A 16,275-nucleotide genomic window follows, 5' to 3' on the forward strand; every position below is an offset into this window, starting at 1 on the left:
TAAATTACTCTCTTTCAATTTCTTCCATTTTGAAAGTTTCGAAAGTATCTCCGACTTTGATGTCATTGAAGTTTTCGACACCGATACCGCATTCGTATCCCGCCTGAACTTCTTTTGCGTCATCTTTAAATCTTTTAAGAGATGCTATTTCACTTTCAAATATGACTACACCGTCTCTTATGACTCTTATCTTGTCATTACGGTTTATCGTACCGTCGGTGACGTATGAACCCGCAACAAGACCGATGTTCGGAACTTTGAACGTTTCTCTTACTTCCGCATTGCCGACTACGACTTCTTTGAATTCAGGGTCTAATAAACCTTTAAGGGCTTTTTCGATTTCTTCCATTACATGGTAGATTACGTTATAGCTTCTTATTTCAACTTCTTCTTTCATAGCCATGGCTTTCGCATTGGCGTCAGGTCTTACGTTGAAAGCGATTATCAGTGCATTGGAAGCCGCCGCCAAGGCAACGTCACTTTCCGCTATCGCACCTACTCCGCCGTGGATAACGCTTACTCTTACGCCTTCGTCATTGTCGTTTAGTTTTTCCAGTGACTGAGAAAGAGCTTCAAGAGAACCTCTAACGTCGGCTTTTACGATAAGTTTAAGTTCTTTTAATTCGCCTTCGCTTATTTGATTGAATAAATCATCCAAGCTTACGGGACCGCTCTTCTTAAGAGCGTTTTCTTTCATTATCGCTTTTCTTCTCTCTGCGTATTTTCTTCCGTCTCTTTCGTTTTCAGCTACGAAGAATTTTTCTCCGGCACCGGGAACTTCGTTGAAACCTAAGATTTCTATGGCAGTGGAAGGACCGGCAACTTTTACTTTGTTACCTTTATCGTCCATCATCGCTCTTACCTTACCGAAAACGTCGTTGCAGACAACTATGTCGCCGTCGTGAAGTACGCCTGATTTAACGAGAAGTGTAGCTACAGTACCCTTTTGTTTGTCGAGTCTTGCTTCGATAACGGTACCGATTGCTTTCTTTGTAGGGTGAGCCTTCAAGTCTTCTACTTCCGCAACCAAAAGTATCATTTCAAGAAGTTCTTCGATACCCTCTCTTTTCTTTGCGGAAATATTTACGCATATAGTATCCCCTCCCCAGTCTTCGCTGACTAAGCCGTACTCTGTAAGTTCCTGTTTTACTTTATCGGGATTTGCTCCCGGTTTATCTATTTTGTTTACCGCAACTATTATAGGCACCCCTGCGTCTTTTGCATGGTTTATGGCTTCTACGGTCTGAGGCATTACGCCGTCGTCCGCTGCTACCACAAGCACCGCTATATCCGTAACGGAAGCACCTCTGGAACGCATAGCCGTAAAAGCTTCATGTCCCGGTGTATCGATAAAAGTTATCTTTTCGTCTTTTATCATGATAGTATAAGCACCGATATGCTGAGTGATACCGCCGGCTTCTCCGCTTATAACGTTCGTGTGTCTTATGGCGTCAAGAAGCGAAGTCTTACCGTGGTCAACGTGACCCATAACCGTGATGATAGGAGGTCTTTTAACCAATTCGTCTTCATTTTGATAATGTGTATCGAATAGATCGTCCATTGCTTGATTTTCGTCTTCAAGCTCACAGGTAACGCCGAATTCTTCGCATACTATGGAAGCGGTATCGAAATCTATAGACTGATTTACGGCAGCCATTACTCCGTAGCCCATAAGTACTTTTATCACTTCCGTAGGAGCTTTATTTAGTTTGGCGGCAAGTTCGCCTACCGTTACTCCTTCCATGATAGTGATTTCCGTTACTTGTGAATTTTCTAATTGTCTTTCTTCTCTTTCCTGCTTGTTCTTTTTCTTGTAAGTAGCTTTATTTTTCTTAGACCTCTTTGAGTTATCGATAAACTTAGGAACTACTTCCTTCTTATTATCCTTTTTATTTTTGTTTTTATTCTTTTTCTTGTTGTTATTTTGAGGTCTTTCGCTTTTATTTGGTGTTTTATTATCCGGTTTTTTCTTTTGGAATTTTTCACCTTTTACATTGGAATCAGACTCTTCTTTTGCGTCGTAGTTATAATGTTTGTTTCCCGCATTCGGTTTTTTCTTTGCAGGTTTCTTATCTTTATCGTAAATGACCACTACGCCCGGCTCGTCATTTCCTTTGTTTTCTTTTGGTTTTACCTGTTTATTTTCGACTTTTTTAGCTTCTTGTTTAAGAGGCTTTCTTTCGGTTATAATTTCGGGTTTTTTATCATTAGGTTTATTTTTTGTCTGCTGTTCTTTAGGCTGTTTTTTCGGTTGTTCTTTTTTAGGTCCTTCTTTTTTGGAAGGGTTTTTATCATTCAAACTATTTAGATAAGCTTCTTTGTTGAAGTTGTTTCTAAAATATTTTTCCTGCTGTGCGGTCACTGCGCTCATATGGTTTTTAACGGGTATCCCCATACCCTTCATTATTTCAGCAAATTCTTTGCTTTGAAAACCATATTCTTTGGCCATATCATAAACTCTCATCCTAATTCAAAACCTCCTCTTTCAAATATTTTTTTATGTCTTCTTTGACGTTTTCCATATCTTCTTTTTTTACATTCACGTTTAGGATATTATTTATCATCTTAACGTTTCCCAAAGCTTCAATGCATTTGTCACTACCGCAAATATAGGCTCCTCTGCCGTTTGCCTTTCCGGTTTTGTCAAAAAAGACCGTCTGATTTTCTTTATCTCTTACTATTCTGATAAGCTTTCTCTTTTCTTTTTTTTCTCTGCATACTATGCAGGTCCTAAGCGGTGTCTTTTTCATATTACCACCCCTTTTAGTTTATTCTTCTGTTTCTATAATATCGTCGATGACTTCTATGTCATCCTTGATTTCTTCCTGTACACTGCTCTTGCTTTTGATATCTATCTTCCAGCCGGTAAGTCTTGCCGCAAGTCTTACGTTTTGTCCATCTTTACCTATGGCAAGGGAAAGCTGTGAATCATCAACGACTACCGCAGCGGAATTTTTCCCGTCTTCCTCTTCTGTTTGAAGTATGTCTACTCTCAAAACATCGGCGGGAGCAAGGGCATTCTTGATATATTCCACAGGATCTTCGCTATATTTAATTATATCTATCTTTTCGTCTCCTATTTCGTTGAGTACGTTTTGTATCCTAAATCCTTTAGGACCTATACATGTACCCACAGGGTCGATTTGGTCGTCTGCCGTATAAACAGCCATCTTGCTTCTGCTTCCGGCTTCTCTTGAAATAGATTTGATTTCAACTATACCGTCCGAGATTTCCGCAACCTCTTCTTCAAAAAGTCTCCTTATAAGACCGGGATGTGTCCTCGATAAAATGATTTGAGGTCCTTTCGGAGTAAGGATTACGTCGGAAACATAAACCTTGAGTCTCATTCCCGGATGATAATGTTCGCTTCTTACCTGATTTTGGCTGTTCATTATACCTTCGGCTTTTCCAAGGTCGATATGGATTATCCTGTTTTGTTCTTTTATCGGTTCACCGTGAACCATTTTTCTCATTTCTTTATATTCTTCCCTTTGAATAACGCCCGTAACCATTTCATCTTTCTTCTTCATGAAAGTGTTGCTTATTATATTTCTTTCAGATTCTTTTAATTTTTGAATGATAAGCTGTTTGGCGTTTTGAGTAGCTATCCTTCCGAAACCTTTAGGGTCGATATGAGTTACCATGCTCGCACCCAGTACGGCACTCTTATCGAGAACCAATGCTTCGTGAAGAGATATTTCTCTGTCCTCGTCTTCGACTTCCTCCACTATTTGTTTTGAGTAGAAAGCATCTATCGCTCCCGATACTCTGTTGATGTTTACAACCAAATCCACGTTTGTCCTGGTATCTTTTTTATATGCGGCCACAAGTGCCTGCTCCACCGCAACTATTATCTCTTCTTTGTCGATACCTTTTGTTTTATTAATCTCATCTAATGCTTCGATAAAATCTTTAAAAGAATTATCTTCTGCTTGTTTTTTCTTTCTTGCCATTTTTCCCTTTCTCCTACTTAAAATTTAAAATCAAAACTTAGGTTTACTTTACTTATATCTTTATGAGGAATAACCAAATGTTCACCATCAAGGTCGATTAACACATTCTCATTTTCATAGCCCTCTAAAATCCCCGTAAATTGTTTTTTGCCGTTCAAAGGTTTATAAAGCTTCACATCAACTTTACTGCCCTTGAATTTAATAAAGTCTTTTTCTTTCTTTATTACTCTGTTTACTCCCGGTGAAGATACTTCTAAAATATATTCTTCTTCTATGAAGTCCTCTTCATCCAGTAAATCGGAAAGGAGCCTGTTGACCGTACTTATTTCATCCAAACTCACCTTACCCTCTATCCTCTCAATATAAAGCCTCAAGACTTTATTGTTTCCTTCTTTTTTAAACTCGATATCTATAAGTTCACATCCGTTATCCTTTAAAATATCTTCGCTCAAAGCTTCTACTCTATCAATTACTTTCAAAAAAGGTCCTCCTGATTTCAACAATATAAAACGATGAGTGGACTTTTGCCCACTCATCTAACCTAAATCATTATACACCCATAATTTAGAAAATGCAATAAAATTCACTTATTTTCTTAAATATACCCGATTTTATCAATTAAAAAAGAGTTTATTTATTCTTAATAATAAGTAAATATAAAAAAGGACACCATATAGGTGTCCTTTAAATTTAGAATTTATATCTTACCCACAATTTATCAAAATTTTTCTTAAAGTAATAATTACTGAAAGATGTCATTCCCTTTGGAGCATAAAAAACGGCGTACATTTCTTTATTCACACCATTATATATTTCAAAATTACTTCTGTAATGTTCACTATCCATAGGCTGAGTTTCAATGTCACTGATAGTAGAACTGCATGAACTGTTATATAAATCCATAAAATTGATTATATCATACCCCGTCAAAGGATATGAATCAAATCCGCTTATTGCTTTTACGTCATAAGTAAAGAACACGGGAGTCGTACCTGCTGGAACCTCATTATAGCTTTCATCCCATTCGTTCATGGCTTTGAGTTTGTTTATTACTTCGTCGCCTTTTACCACGCTTTTAAGCCTAAAGTAAAACTTACCTTCAAAAGCATCGACGGTTATCCCCTTTGTAGGGTCTGCAGGGTTTGTCCTGCTTCCCACAGGATCTATTACGCTTACCTTACAGCTGTATGATTTATCCTTTATTTTAGCGGTGATAGTAGCGCTTCCCACTCTTTTTGCGGTTATGACACCTTTGCTCGTAACGGTGGCAACGGAAGTCTTGCTGCTTTTGAAAGATACTTTCCTCTTTGTACCGCTGAGTTTGAGAGTATATTTGCTTGCAAGGTTCATTGTCCTCTTTGTGGCATTAAGTTTAGGAGCTTCAACATTTACTTTGCATTTAAGCTTCTTCTTACCGATTTTTGCATATATGTACGCCGCACCTTTTTTCTTTGCGGTTACCTTGCCTTTTTGTTTACCACAGCAACGCTTTTCTTGCTTGTAGACCATTTAGCCTTTTTCTTCGTACCTTTTACTTTAAGCTGATAAGTCTTGCCTGCGGTAACGTATACGCTTTTTGCGGATAATTTCGGCGTTGCGGCACTTACGTTCGCCAAAGGCATTATACTGAACATAAGAAGAGCTGCCAAAACCACGCTTACCAATTTCTTTTTCATATATTTCCCCCTGTTTTTATTTATATTTAATATTATAGCATAAAATCTTACTTTATTGATACTTTTTAATGGATAGTTCGTAAATGATCCTATTTAAAATAAAGATATTTCAATAAATATTTTTTCATATCACCAAGGAAATAGTTCCGATAACTATCATCATGAGTCCAATAAAAGCCTTTAAAGAAAGCTTCTCCTTCAATACTAAACATGAGAATATCACAGTTACGACTATGCTCAGTTTATCTATGGGAACTACCACACTCGCTTCACCGAGCTTCAAAGCAGCATAATAAAAAAGCCATGAAAACCCCGTGGTTACTCCCGAAAGACATATATAAACATTGTCTTTTTTAGGTACATTTTTTAATCCTTTTATTTCCCCGGTGTAAGTTATAAATACAAAAGCCATTATAAGTACTATAACGGTCCTTATAGCCGTACCTAAATTAGAATTTATATCACTTATACCGACTTTTGCAAGTATTGAAGTAAGAGACGCAAACACAGCGGAAGAAAGAGCATATATGAACCATTTGGAATGTGTTATCTTTTCTTCTGTTTTGCTTCCGTAATTTTATTTGATACATCATTTGATATATCAAAGTTTTCCTCATTTACGGCAATCTTTCCCGGTCTTTTTTCTTTTACCCTAATATCCGTTTCTTCTTTATTTTCTATCATCAAAAACATCCCAAACCCGATAAATACCAAAGTAAAAAGCTTTATAAAATCAAAACTTTCCCCCAAAAATACCAATGCAAATATCATAGTTAAAATGATACTGCTTTTATCTATGGGAACGACTTTATTTACTTCTCCCGCCTCAAGAGCTTTAAAATAAAATATCCATGACAATCCCGTAGCCAAGCCCGACAAAACAAGGAAAAACAAATCTTTCAAACTAACGTTATTTATTTCTTCGATACCGCCGAAAGCAAATACTATCCCCCATGAAAAAATAAGGATTATCACCGTTCGGATTGCCGTTGCGACATTAGAAGACGTGTGCTTGATACCTATTTTTGCAAAAATGGCAGTGATTCCGGCAAATATCGATGATAAAAACGCATATAATATCCACATATCAAATACCTCTTTATCATTATATTATACTATTAATATCTCCCTAAAGTAAAAATTAAAAAATATTTTCTTTTATATCTTTATTTACTTCATTTCATAATGTTTTGTTTTTGAAGATAAATCTTACTTCCGATTTTTAAGCCTATTATACTGAAGATTTATTTCCTTTTCTGCTTCATAATCCGTTTTCACACTCTCTATTCTATATTTGATTTTATCCTTATCGATTATCTTTACTTTTACCTGATAAATCCTTTCGATATCACTTCCAAGTATACTATCATTTGCATATAAGCTATCTTCACCCCCGGAGTTATCGGCTTCTATGGATATATTTTTCTTTATCCAAAGGGTCATGGAGTCTTCATTGAGTTGTGTTATGATAGGAAGGAGAGCGTCAGCTTCGATACTCTTGATATAAAGTTTATTCATATCTTCGTTCATATTTTTAATGTCTTTTATCTCCTGCTTTATATCACTCTTTGATGAAAGTTTATCGTAAAGGTCTTTATCTATTTTGTTTTTAAGCGTATCATCATATCTCTTTGAATATGAATACTTCGCAAGTTTATAAATATCATCTTTTATTTTTAAGATGTCTTTATCTTCCGTATCTATCCTTTTATACTTTAAGATATAGTCCAAATGCTCGCTGTATCCGTCTTCAATATCATCGTCAATATCCAATATATCGTCGTAGTACCCTGTCTTTTCTATCCTGCCCATGTCTTTTAAACGTTTATGTATCATTTTATTTTCTTTGTAACTTTCCTTTTCGTCTCTGACTCCGATTACTTTATATTTATCACCGATTTTTTTGTATTTTATTTGTCTGTAGACAGATGTATAGTAACATATACCCTTTTCATTTTCTATGACGTAATGATCCGTACCCACCCATACAGCGGCGTACTTTTCGTCATAAGAAGTCAGTATGGGTCCCATTTTTTCGTATGTATCCTTAAGCTTCACGTTCCTGTTAAAGAAGCTGTTTTGTTTTTTGTCCATTATAGAACCGATATCAAGCTTTTTAAAATCTTCCTCGGATATTATATCCTTATATTTATAATCAAAAGCTCCGTTATTTTCAAAGGAAACGGAAAACATTTCATCGCTGAGCCTGCAAAGCTTATCCTGCTCACTGCCTTTCTTATAACTTCTTTTTTCATACTGCATGACTATTTGAGCGGGATAGTAATAATTCGTACCGTCGAAATTCCCGTACTCGGTATAAGAAAACCACACCGCGAATATCACCGCAAGGAAAATAAGGATGATATCATTTCTTATCATCTTCTTTTTCTTTACCGTATCTTTATTATAAATATAAATAATGAGCTGTGAAATGATGAATACAGCGAGAATGATACCGAAAAGTACATAAATATTGTTTATGATGTCGGTCATAAAAGGTATCATGAAAAAATAAAGACAAAAAATAAAAATGAACCTTAATATAAAACTAAAAGTTTTGTGTTCGTAAAAAAAGTCAAGTATCTTTTTCATAGCGGTTTGTACTCCTTTATTAAATTCCCTCTTATAAAATATTATACTCTTAAATGATATCATTTACAATCATCTAAAATCACATGATTATAAGTAAAATAAAAAAACAGCATAAGAAATGCTGTTTTTTAAATAAGCTAAACGATAGCTTCTTCCACTCTTTTGAATTTTTCGGGACCTGCTCCGCATATCGGACATTTATAATTTTCGGGAAGCGGGTCGCCTTCGTAAACATATCCGCATACAGTGCAGACATATTTTACATTCGATTTGCTCTCTTCTTTTTCTTCCTCTTCGGGGATATAAGTAGGAGCGTTTTTAGCAGTTTTACCTCTTACCACTTCGTGATAATAAGCATAAGTCATTTGTCTTCGTTTGCCGTAAACTTCCGCTTCCACAACTTTGCCCAAAAAGACAGTATGGCTTGAAGTCTCCATTTTATCTATCACTTCGCAAACTACATATCCGCATGTATCCTTTACTACGGGAACGCCGCCGACCATTTCATGTTCCACGTTCTCAAATTTGTCGTTATCGATACCGGATTTAAATCCGAAGTTACCGATAAGAGAAGCGTCGCTGTCTTCAGCTAGTATGGAAAAAGCAAATTTTCCCGTTTCTTTTATACACTTATTCGTGTAGTTGTCATGGTTGATACTTATAGCAACACTTGCGGGATCCGATGTTATCTGCATTATGCTGTTTGCCGTACATCCGGTGGGACGATCCCCGTCCATTGCGCTTACGATATATACTCCGTAAGACATGTTTCTGAAAATATTATTGTTCATTTGTTCACTTACCTTCTGTTTTTTTAATATACAATATTATATATATTATATTTATCTGTATTTATTACTTTATATCTGCTTTCCTTCTTAGCTCATTGCTGCGCCGTCAACGGATAAAATCGCACCCGTAACATAACTTGCCATATCGCTTGCGAGGAACAATAAAGCATTCGCTATATCTTCCGGTTCTCCGACTCTTCCCAGAGGAATAGTAGCAATCAAAGGTTTTATCATTTCATCGGGAAGTGCCGCTACCATATCCGTCTTTGTAACACCCGGTGCTACAGCGTTTACTCTGATATTGTCTCTTCCCAGCTCTCTTGCAAGAGATTTTGTAAGTCCGTTTATCGCAAATTTAGATGCCGGATAACCCGAACCTGCGGACTGACCGTAAATACTTACCATAGAGCTTGTATTTAGTATTACACCGCCGCCTTGTTCTTTCATTATCTTTGCCGCTTCTTTCGAGCAGTTGAATGCCGCAACGACATTTAGATCCATTATTTTTTCAAAATCTGAAAGTTTATAGTCATAAAGACTGTCTCTTGCTGAAATACCCGCATTGTTTACCAAGATATCAAGGCTTCCGAATTCTTCTTTGATTTCTGCAAATACTTTCTTTATTTCTTCTTCATTCGTTAAATCGGGATGCATGCCCTTTACAGGATAATCCTTGTTTTCTTCCATCAATTCTTTCAACGCCTTATCCACAGTTTCCTGTCTAGAACCGAATAAAACGACTTTCGCACCGTTATCCAAATAAGTCTTTACCGTTGCAAAACCGATACCTCTTGTTCCGCCTGTTACTACCGCTACTTTACCTTTTAACATTTTTTTACTACCTCCATTTTAGTTAAACGTTAAAGATATTTTTTTGGCACATTAATGCTCAAATAAAATATTTCAAATCTTAATTTCACTATACACCCGTTTCCATTTTTTGTCAAGTAAATTATAATCATTCTAATTTAAACTGTAATCATTCTAAATAATACTTTTTACTTATTTATTTTTAAACATACCCCATAAAAAATATGCCGCTTTCGGTCAAAAGGAGGATTTGGATTTGAATACTAAGTAATAGAATCAGTTAATCGAAGCATATTTTAAATCTGCTTTTAAAACTTCTAATATTTTTGTTGCAATATTGCAATGAATTATCGCAACAAAAATAAAAGATATTGTACTTTGTATAATTAAATTGCTTTATTTGAGCCTGTTATTCAACTTGGCACAAGTTTTGCTATATATATTAATAGAAAATTAAACCAAACTACCCCAAATAAAAAAAGAAAGAAGGATAATGATTATGCCACTAATGACAGGAAAAGAATATATAGAAAGTATGAGAAAACTTGATTTACAAGTTTATATGTTCGGTAAAAAAGTAGAAAACCCTGTAGATAATCCAATTTTAAGACCATCACTAAACTCTGTAAGAGCTACTTATGATTTGGCTCAAATGCCTGAGTATGAAGATTTAATGACGGTTACCCTTGATGATGGAAGAAAAATAAATAGGTTTACAAACATACATAGAAACGCTGATGACTTAGTTAAAAAAGTAAAAATGCAGCGTTTATGCGGACAAAAAACAGCATCTTGTTTCCAAAGATGTGTAGGAATGGATGCTTTTAATGCAGTTTACAGTACAACTTATGAAACAGATGAAGCTTACGGAACAAATTACCATGAAAACTTTAAAAAGTTCATGAAATATTGTCAGGATGAAGACCTAGTAATCGACGGAGCAATGACTGACCCTAAAGGCGACAGAGGCTTGTCACCATCTGAGCAAAAAGACCCGGATTTATATTTAAGAGTAGTTGAGAGAAGAGAAGACGGTGTCATTGTAAGAGGTGCAAAAGCTCATCAAACAGGAATCGTAAATTCACATGAAGTACTTGTAATGCCTACAATCAGCATGACTGAAAAAGATAAAGATTATGCAATTTCCTTTGCCGTTCCTACAGATACTAAAGGTATCTTGATGATAGTGGGAAGACAATCTTGCGATACAAGAAAATTAGAAAATTCAGATATGGATGTCGGAAACGCAGAATTCGGCGGAATGGAAGCACTTGTTGTATTTGATGACGTGTTTGTTCCAAACGACAGGATTTTCATGAACGGAGAATACGATTTTTCAGGTATGCTAGTTGAAAGATTTGCAGGATACCACAGACAGTCTTATGGCGGATGTAAAGTCGGCGTAGGTGATGTATTAATAGGAGCATCAGCACTTGCGGCAGAATACAACGGAGCAGCAAGAGCTTCTCATATCAAAGATAAATTAATAGAAATGACTCACCTTAATGAAACACTTTATTGCTGCGGTATAGCGTGTTCTTCAGAAGGTCAAAAAACCAAATCCGGTAACTATATGATAGATTTACTTCTAGCAAATGTATGTAAACAAAATGTAACAAGATTTCCTTATGAAATAGCCAGACTTGCAGAAGATATTGCCGGAGGTATCATGGTCACCGCACCATCGGAAAAAGACTTGAAAGACCCTGTAGTAGGTAAATATGTAGAAAAATACTTAGTCGGTGTAGCAAGCGTATCTACGGAAAACAGGCTAAGAATACTAAGACTTATTGAAAATCTAACTTTAGGTACGGCAGCAGTTGGTTACAGAACAGAATCGCTTCATGGTGCAGGTTCACCTCAAGCTCAAAGAATAATGATTGCAAGACAAGGCAATATGAATATGAAAAAAGAACTTGCTAAAGATATAGCAGGAATTAAAGAATAAAGCTAACTTTTCTTTAAATTGCACTGTTTTGGTTTATTTAACCTCTTCTACATCTTACCAAAGCAGTGCAATATTTTAATTAAGGAGAGAAAAATGGATTTAAAACAAATATATAATTCTAAAGTTAAAAATGCAGATGATGCAGTTAAGGCTATAAAATCCGGAAACAGAGTGGTTATTGCTCATGCAGTCGGAGAACCTGTTTACGTAGTAGATAAAATGGTAGAACATCATAAAGATTATAAAGACGTGGAAATAGTTCAGTTGGTTCCTATGGGACATTCTCTATATGCAAAAGAAGAAATGAAGGAACATTTCAGGCTTAATGCATTTTTCCTCGGAGGGAATACAAGAGATGCGGTATTTGAAGGCAGAGGAGATTTTACACCTTGCTTCTTTTATCAAATCCCTCAGCTATTCAGAAGCTGTCTTCCCATAGACGTGGCACTTATCACGGTATCCCCTCCTGATGAAAACGGATTTTGCAGCTTCGGGACTTCATGTGACTATACAAAACCGGCTGCGGAAGCAGCTAAAATAGTAATAGCACAGGTAAATAAAAAAATGCCGAGGACTTTGGGAGATGGGTTCATACATATAAATGATATTGATATAATAGTTGAACATGACGAACAAGTTCCGGAACTTCCAAATCCTAAAATTACGGATGTGGAAATGAAAATCGGAGAAAACTGTGCAAAACTTATAAATGACGGAGATACATTACAACTTGGTATAGGTGCAATACCGGATGCGGTACTTAAGTTCCTGACTCATAAAAAAGACCTCGGAATACATTCGGAAATGATTTCCGACGGAGTAATGGATCTATATGAAAAAGGTGTAATTACCTGTAAGAAGAAAAATTTACATAAAGGTAAAATGGTAGTAGCATTTTTGATGGGTACTCAGAAGTTATACGAATTTGTCCATGATAATCCGGCAATAAGTATGATGGATATCGAATATGTAAATAACCCTATAGTAATAGGTCAAAATGATAATATGGTTTCCGTTAATTCTGCTCTTCAAGTAGATTTAATGGGTCAGGTGTGTGCCGAAGCAATGGGACTTAAACAATTCAGCGGCATAGGAGGACAAGTAGACTTTATAAGAGGTGCGGCTTTTTCAAAAGGCGGTAAATCAATACTGGCATTCCCTTCCACAGCAAAAAAAGGGACTATATCCAAAATAGTTCCATTCCTCACAGAAGGAAGTGCGGTAACAACTTCAAGAACAGATGTGGACTACATAGTAACGGAACATGGTATAGCACATCTTAAGGGACAGACATTAAAAGAAAGAGCAAGAAGGCTTATAAATATTGCAGATCCGAATTTCAGAGATGGGTTAATAGCCGAATTTGAAAATAGATTTAAAGAAAACTTCTAATATTATTTTAAATAAAGTATCGACTTTAAGTTGGTACTTTATTTTATTGCCAAAATGTAATTAAAGCATTGTCATAATAATTCTCAAGCTAAACATAACAATAATAAGAAATATTTAAAATCTATATTATCATTTAATATTTTTTATATGCTAAAATCAATTCTTTTCTAACTTTAAATCATAATGAAAAAACAATAATAGCAAAATCAAGTAAATAACATATTATATTAATAGTATAACAAAAAGGTAAGGTGAGAAATTATGATAGCGGCAATTATGTTTATAATACTGATACTATTGGTTGTAGTATCAATAAAAAGCTATACAAAAAAACTGACATCAGGATGCTGTGGTAACGAAAATGAAACGATACAAAGGATAAAAGTCAAAGATAGAAATAAAGATAATTATAAATATGAAAGACTCGTTAAAATAAAAGGTATGTCATACAGAAACTGTGCAATAAGAATAGAAAATGCATTTAACGAACTGGATGGTATATGGGCTAAGGTAAATTTATCAAAAAATACCGCCGATGTTTTGATGAAAGAAGAATTAGATGAAATCGCAATAGAAAATATTGTATCACAAGCAGGATACATAGTAAGTGAAATAATATAAAAAGTAAAAAGGAAGTAATATATTAATTTTTTACTTCCTTTTATTCTTTCCTATTATACGAAGTCGGAATATTCAATTCTTTTCTGTATTTGCTTACAGTCCTTCTGGAAATATTTATATTTTCGTCATTTAATTTATTAACAATTTCGTCATCACTATAAGGTTTCTTCTTATTTTCTTCCTCTATTATAACTTTAATCTTTTGCTTTACATCTTCCGGGGTAAGCCTTATATCTTCACCGTAAGAAACATAGGATGAAAATAAATCCCTCATATTGATTATCCCTATAGGAGAACTCATATATTTATTTTTGATTGCTCTGCTTACAGTTGATACATTCATATCTATTTCATCGGCAACTTCACTTAAAGTCATCGACACGATTTTACCATTTCCTCGGAAATATTTTTCTTGTCTGCGTATTATGACTTTTGTTATATTTAAAATAGTATTCCGTCTTTGTTCAAGTGAATTTAATATAAACCTGCATTTGGATAACTTTTCTTTAAAATACATCTTTAAATTTTCATCTTCACTTGTATCAATCATTTTTAAATAATAATCGCTTATATAATAATTATTTATCCAATTATCGTTTAATTCTATATTCCATTTATTATTCTCATAAGTCAATAATATATCAGGATTAATGTAAACGGGCTCAGACATTTTTATATTTATAAGAGGTTTTGGATTTAAACACTTTATTGAATAAATATATTTTCTAACTTCCAGCCTGCTTATATTTAATTCTTTTGATATCTTACTCACATTATTTTCGGATACTTCATTTAAATAGTTGATTACAATATTACTTATATTTTCATCAAATATATTATTCTTTTTTAGTTGAATAAGTAAGCATTCTTTATAAATCCTTGGAAAATATTCCGTAAGGTTGAAGATTTTTTAATACATTAATACATTTTTCTATATCACCTATATTATAATCTGAAATCTCCGATATCTCAGTTAATTCATAATTAAAATATCCGTTATTATCCAGACAATCTATCAAAAACTCCATTATTACGAGGTCATTTTTAGAATAATCGTCGTAATTTAATTGATATAATATATAATGCTTGATATTTATCTCATCAGTGTTAGGTGTTTCCAAATACTTTATATCATCTTTCGAATGCTGTCTTTTACTTGGGATATCCATATTTTTTATATCTAAAGTAATATCTCTATTATTCTCACATTTATTTTCCAATAGAGGATTTTCCAAATATTCTTTGTATAAGAATTCATTTAACTCTAAACTATCCATAGAAAGTATATTGAGTGACATAACTTGAGCCTGAGATAAAGTCTGTACCTGTGATATATTATGTTCTTGTTTTATATCCATGAGTCCCTCATTATGAAAAAGGAGCATCCTAAGATACCCCTTTCTCAAAAGTATTTCTACTTTTCATTATATGATTTTATGATTATATTAAGCGTTTTTAATAGCTTCTGTTAATAATGGAACTATTTTATTTAAATCGCCAACTACACCATAATCAGCAAAGCTGAAGATAGGAGCAGATTCATCTTTATTGATAGCAATGATAAGATCAGATTCTTCCATACCTGCGGCATGTTGAATAGCACCTGAAATACCGATAGCAAAGTAAACGTTAGGTCTAACTGTTTTACCTGTTTGACCTACTTGGATATCTTTTGCTACCCAACCTGCGTCAACACAAGCTCTTGAAGCAGAAACTTCACCGCCGATAGCTTCAGCTAAGTCTTCTAATAACTTGAAGTTTTCAGCACTACCAACACCACGTCCGCCTGATACTAAGATATTAGCTTCAGAAATATCAACTTTATCTTTTACGGCTTTAACAACTTCCAATACTTCTACGCATTTGTTGTTTTTAGCAAAGTCGATTTTTACTTCTTCAACGTTAGCTTTTACATCTTTAGGTTCGATTTTTTGCATAACGCCAGGTCTTACTGTAGCCATTTGTGGTTTGTTATCAGGACAAACGATTGTTGCCATTAAGTTACCACCGAATGCAGGTCTTGTAGCGTTTAAGAAAAGTTTACCTTCGTAACCTTTGTTTACGTTACCTAGTGCATTTTTAAATTCATCGATTTCAAGAACTGTACAGTCAGCTGTTAAGCCTGTAGCAACTCTTGCAGATACTCTAGGAGCTAAATCTCTACCGATTGCTGTAGCACCGTAAAGTACGATATCAGGTTTGTAATTTTTAATTATTTCATCCATAGCATGTGCATATGGTTCAGTTGTATATGTTTCTAAAGCAGGATCATCTACTACTAATACTTTATCTGCACCATATTTAGCTAATTCGTCAGCTAATCCTTTTACATCATGTCCTAAAAGAACAGCTGTAACGTCTGTTTTTAAAGCAGCAGCAAGCTTTGTAGCTTCACTTGTTAATTCTAAAGCAACATTGTTGATTACACCATCAACTTGTTGCGCGAAGACAAATACGCCTTTATATTCTTCAAAACTCATTATTTCAATTTC

At 34.7% G+C, this 16,275-nt stretch carries 17 protein-coding genes; 3 read left to right on the forward strand and 14 right to left on the reverse strand.

The genetic code is table 11. The annotated features are described in order from the left end of the window. Positions 1-4: 4 nt before the first annotated feature. The 11 genes from infB to ANASTE_RS05490 form a co-directional block, all read right to left on the reverse strand. Positions 5-2,464, reverse strand: coding sequence for a translation initiation factor IF-2 (infB, locus tag ANASTE_RS05440; RefSeq protein ID WP_007049971.1), 2,460 nt, complete (start codon positions 2,462-2,464; stop codon positions 5-7). Position 2,465: 1 nt separating this feature from the next. Further along, positions 2,466-2,750, reverse strand: a complete 285-nt coding sequence (gene rnpM / locus ANASTE_RS05445; RefSeq protein WP_007049972.1) for an RNase P modulator RnpM — start codon at positions 2,748-2,750, stop codon at positions 2,466-2,468. Between the two features lie 18 nt (positions 2,751-2,768). Further along, positions 2,769-3,953, reverse strand: coding sequence for a transcription termination factor NusA (gene nusA, locus ANASTE_RS05450; protein WP_007049973.1), 1,185 nt, complete (start codon positions 3,951-3,953; stop codon positions 2,769-2,771). 17 nt (positions 3,954-3,970) lie between these two features. After that, positions 3,971-4,432, reverse strand: a complete 462-nt coding sequence (locus tag ANASTE_RS05455; RefSeq protein ID WP_052294597.1) for a ribosome maturation factor RimP — start codon at positions 4,430-4,432, stop codon at positions 3,971-3,973. A 211-nt stretch (positions 4,433-4,643) separates the two neighbouring features. Continuing rightward, on the reverse strand, positions 4,644-5,462 hold the full coding sequence (locus ANASTE_RS05460) for an Ig-like domain-containing protein (protein ID WP_007049975.1): 819 nt from the start codon (positions 5,460-5,462) through the stop codon (positions 4,644-4,646). Further along, positions 5,411-5,629, reverse strand: coding sequence for a hypothetical protein (locus tag ANASTE_RS05465; RefSeq protein WP_007049976.1), 219 nt, complete (start codon positions 5,627-5,629; stop codon positions 5,411-5,413). The genes ANASTE_RS05460 and ANASTE_RS05465 overlap by 52 nt, the downstream gene beginning before the upstream one ends. 124 nt (positions 5,630-5,753) lie before the next feature. Then, positions 5,754-6,137: an EamA family transporter gene (locus ANASTE_RS12390; RefSeq protein WP_007049977.1), complete on the reverse strand. Its 384-nt coding sequence runs from the start codon at positions 6,135-6,137 to the stop codon at positions 5,754-5,756. Positions 6,138-6,175: 38 nt separating this feature from the next. Continuing rightward, positions 6,176-6,715 carry an EamA family transporter gene (locus tag ANASTE_RS12395; RefSeq protein WP_007049978.1) on the reverse strand — a complete coding sequence of 180 codons (540 nt, stop codon included), beginning with the start codon at positions 6,713-6,715 and terminating at the stop codon, positions 6,176-6,178. Between the two features lie 123 nt (positions 6,716-6,838). Then, positions 6,839-8,221 carry a hypothetical protein gene (locus ANASTE_RS05480; protein WP_039945184.1) on the reverse strand — a complete coding sequence of 461 codons (1,383 nt, stop codon included), beginning with the start codon at positions 8,219-8,221 and terminating at the stop codon, positions 6,839-6,841. A gap of 137 nt (positions 8,222-8,358) precedes the next feature. Continuing rightward, a complete protein-coding gene (locus tag ANASTE_RS05485; RefSeq protein ID WP_039945187.1) occupies positions 8,359-9,012 on the reverse strand; it encodes a flavin reductase in 654 nt (217 codons plus the stop codon). An 87-nt stretch (positions 9,013-9,099) separates the two neighbouring features. Next, positions 9,100-9,843 (reverse strand): SDR family NAD(P)-dependent oxidoreductase, encoded by a 744-nt coding sequence (locus tag ANASTE_RS05490; protein WP_007049981.1) that lies wholly within the window; start codon positions 9,841-9,843, stop codon positions 9,100-9,102. Positions 9,844-10,321: 478 nt separating this feature from the next. On the opposite strand from ANASTE_RS05490, the gene ANASTE_RS05495 reads away from it, so the two are divergent. The 3 genes from ANASTE_RS05495 (at position 10,322) to ANASTE_RS05505 (ending at position 13,783) form a co-directional block, all read left to right on the forward strand. After that, complete coding sequence (locus ANASTE_RS05495; RefSeq protein WP_039945190.1) at positions 10,322-11,770, forward strand: 4-hydroxyphenylacetate 3-hydroxylase family protein; 1,449 nt, start codon at positions 10,322-10,324, stop codon at positions 11,768-11,770. Between the two features lie 93 nt (positions 11,771-11,863). Then, positions 11,864-13,162 carry an acetyl-CoA hydrolase/transferase family protein gene (locus ANASTE_RS05500; protein ID WP_007049983.1) on the forward strand — a complete coding sequence of 433 codons (1,299 nt, stop codon included), beginning with the start codon at positions 11,864-11,866 and terminating at the stop codon, positions 13,160-13,162. Positions 13,163-13,423: 261 nt separating this feature from the next. Further along, positions 13,424-13,783 carry a heavy-metal-associated domain-containing protein gene (locus tag ANASTE_RS05505; RefSeq protein ID WP_007049984.1) on the forward strand — a complete coding sequence of 120 codons (360 nt, stop codon included), beginning with the start codon at positions 13,424-13,426 and terminating at the stop codon, positions 13,781-13,783. 40 nt (positions 13,784-13,823) lie between these two features. Here the strand turns inward: ANASTE_RS05505 and ANASTE_RS11365 are convergent, their stop codons facing one another. From ANASTE_RS11365 to ANASTE_RS05515, 3 genes are all read right to left on the reverse strand, one after another. Beyond that, complete coding sequence (locus ANASTE_RS11365) at positions 13,824-14,690, reverse strand: RNA polymerase factor sigma-54 (RefSeq protein ID WP_341271236.1); 867 nt, start codon at positions 14,688-14,690, stop codon at positions 13,824-13,826. Next, complete coding sequence (locus ANASTE_RS11370; RefSeq protein ID WP_187361975.1) at positions 14,653-15,141, reverse strand: RNA polymerase factor sigma-54; 489 nt, start codon at positions 15,139-15,141, stop codon at positions 14,653-14,655. The genes ANASTE_RS11365 and ANASTE_RS11370 overlap by 38 nt, the downstream gene beginning before the upstream one ends. An 87-nt stretch (positions 15,142-15,228) precedes the next feature. Further along, on the reverse strand, positions 15,229-16,263 hold the full coding sequence (locus ANASTE_RS05515; RefSeq protein WP_007049987.1) for an electron transfer flavoprotein subunit alpha/FixB family protein: 1,035 nt from the start codon (positions 16,261-16,263) through the stop codon (positions 15,229-15,231). Between the last annotated feature and the right edge of the window lie 12 nt (positions 16,264-16,275).

The sequence above is a fragment of the Anaerofustis stercorihominis DSM 17244 genome (genome assembly GCF_000154825.1).
Classification (GTDB): domain Bacteria; phylum Bacillota; class Clostridia; order Eubacteriales; family Anaerofustaceae; genus Anaerofustis; species Anaerofustis stercorihominis.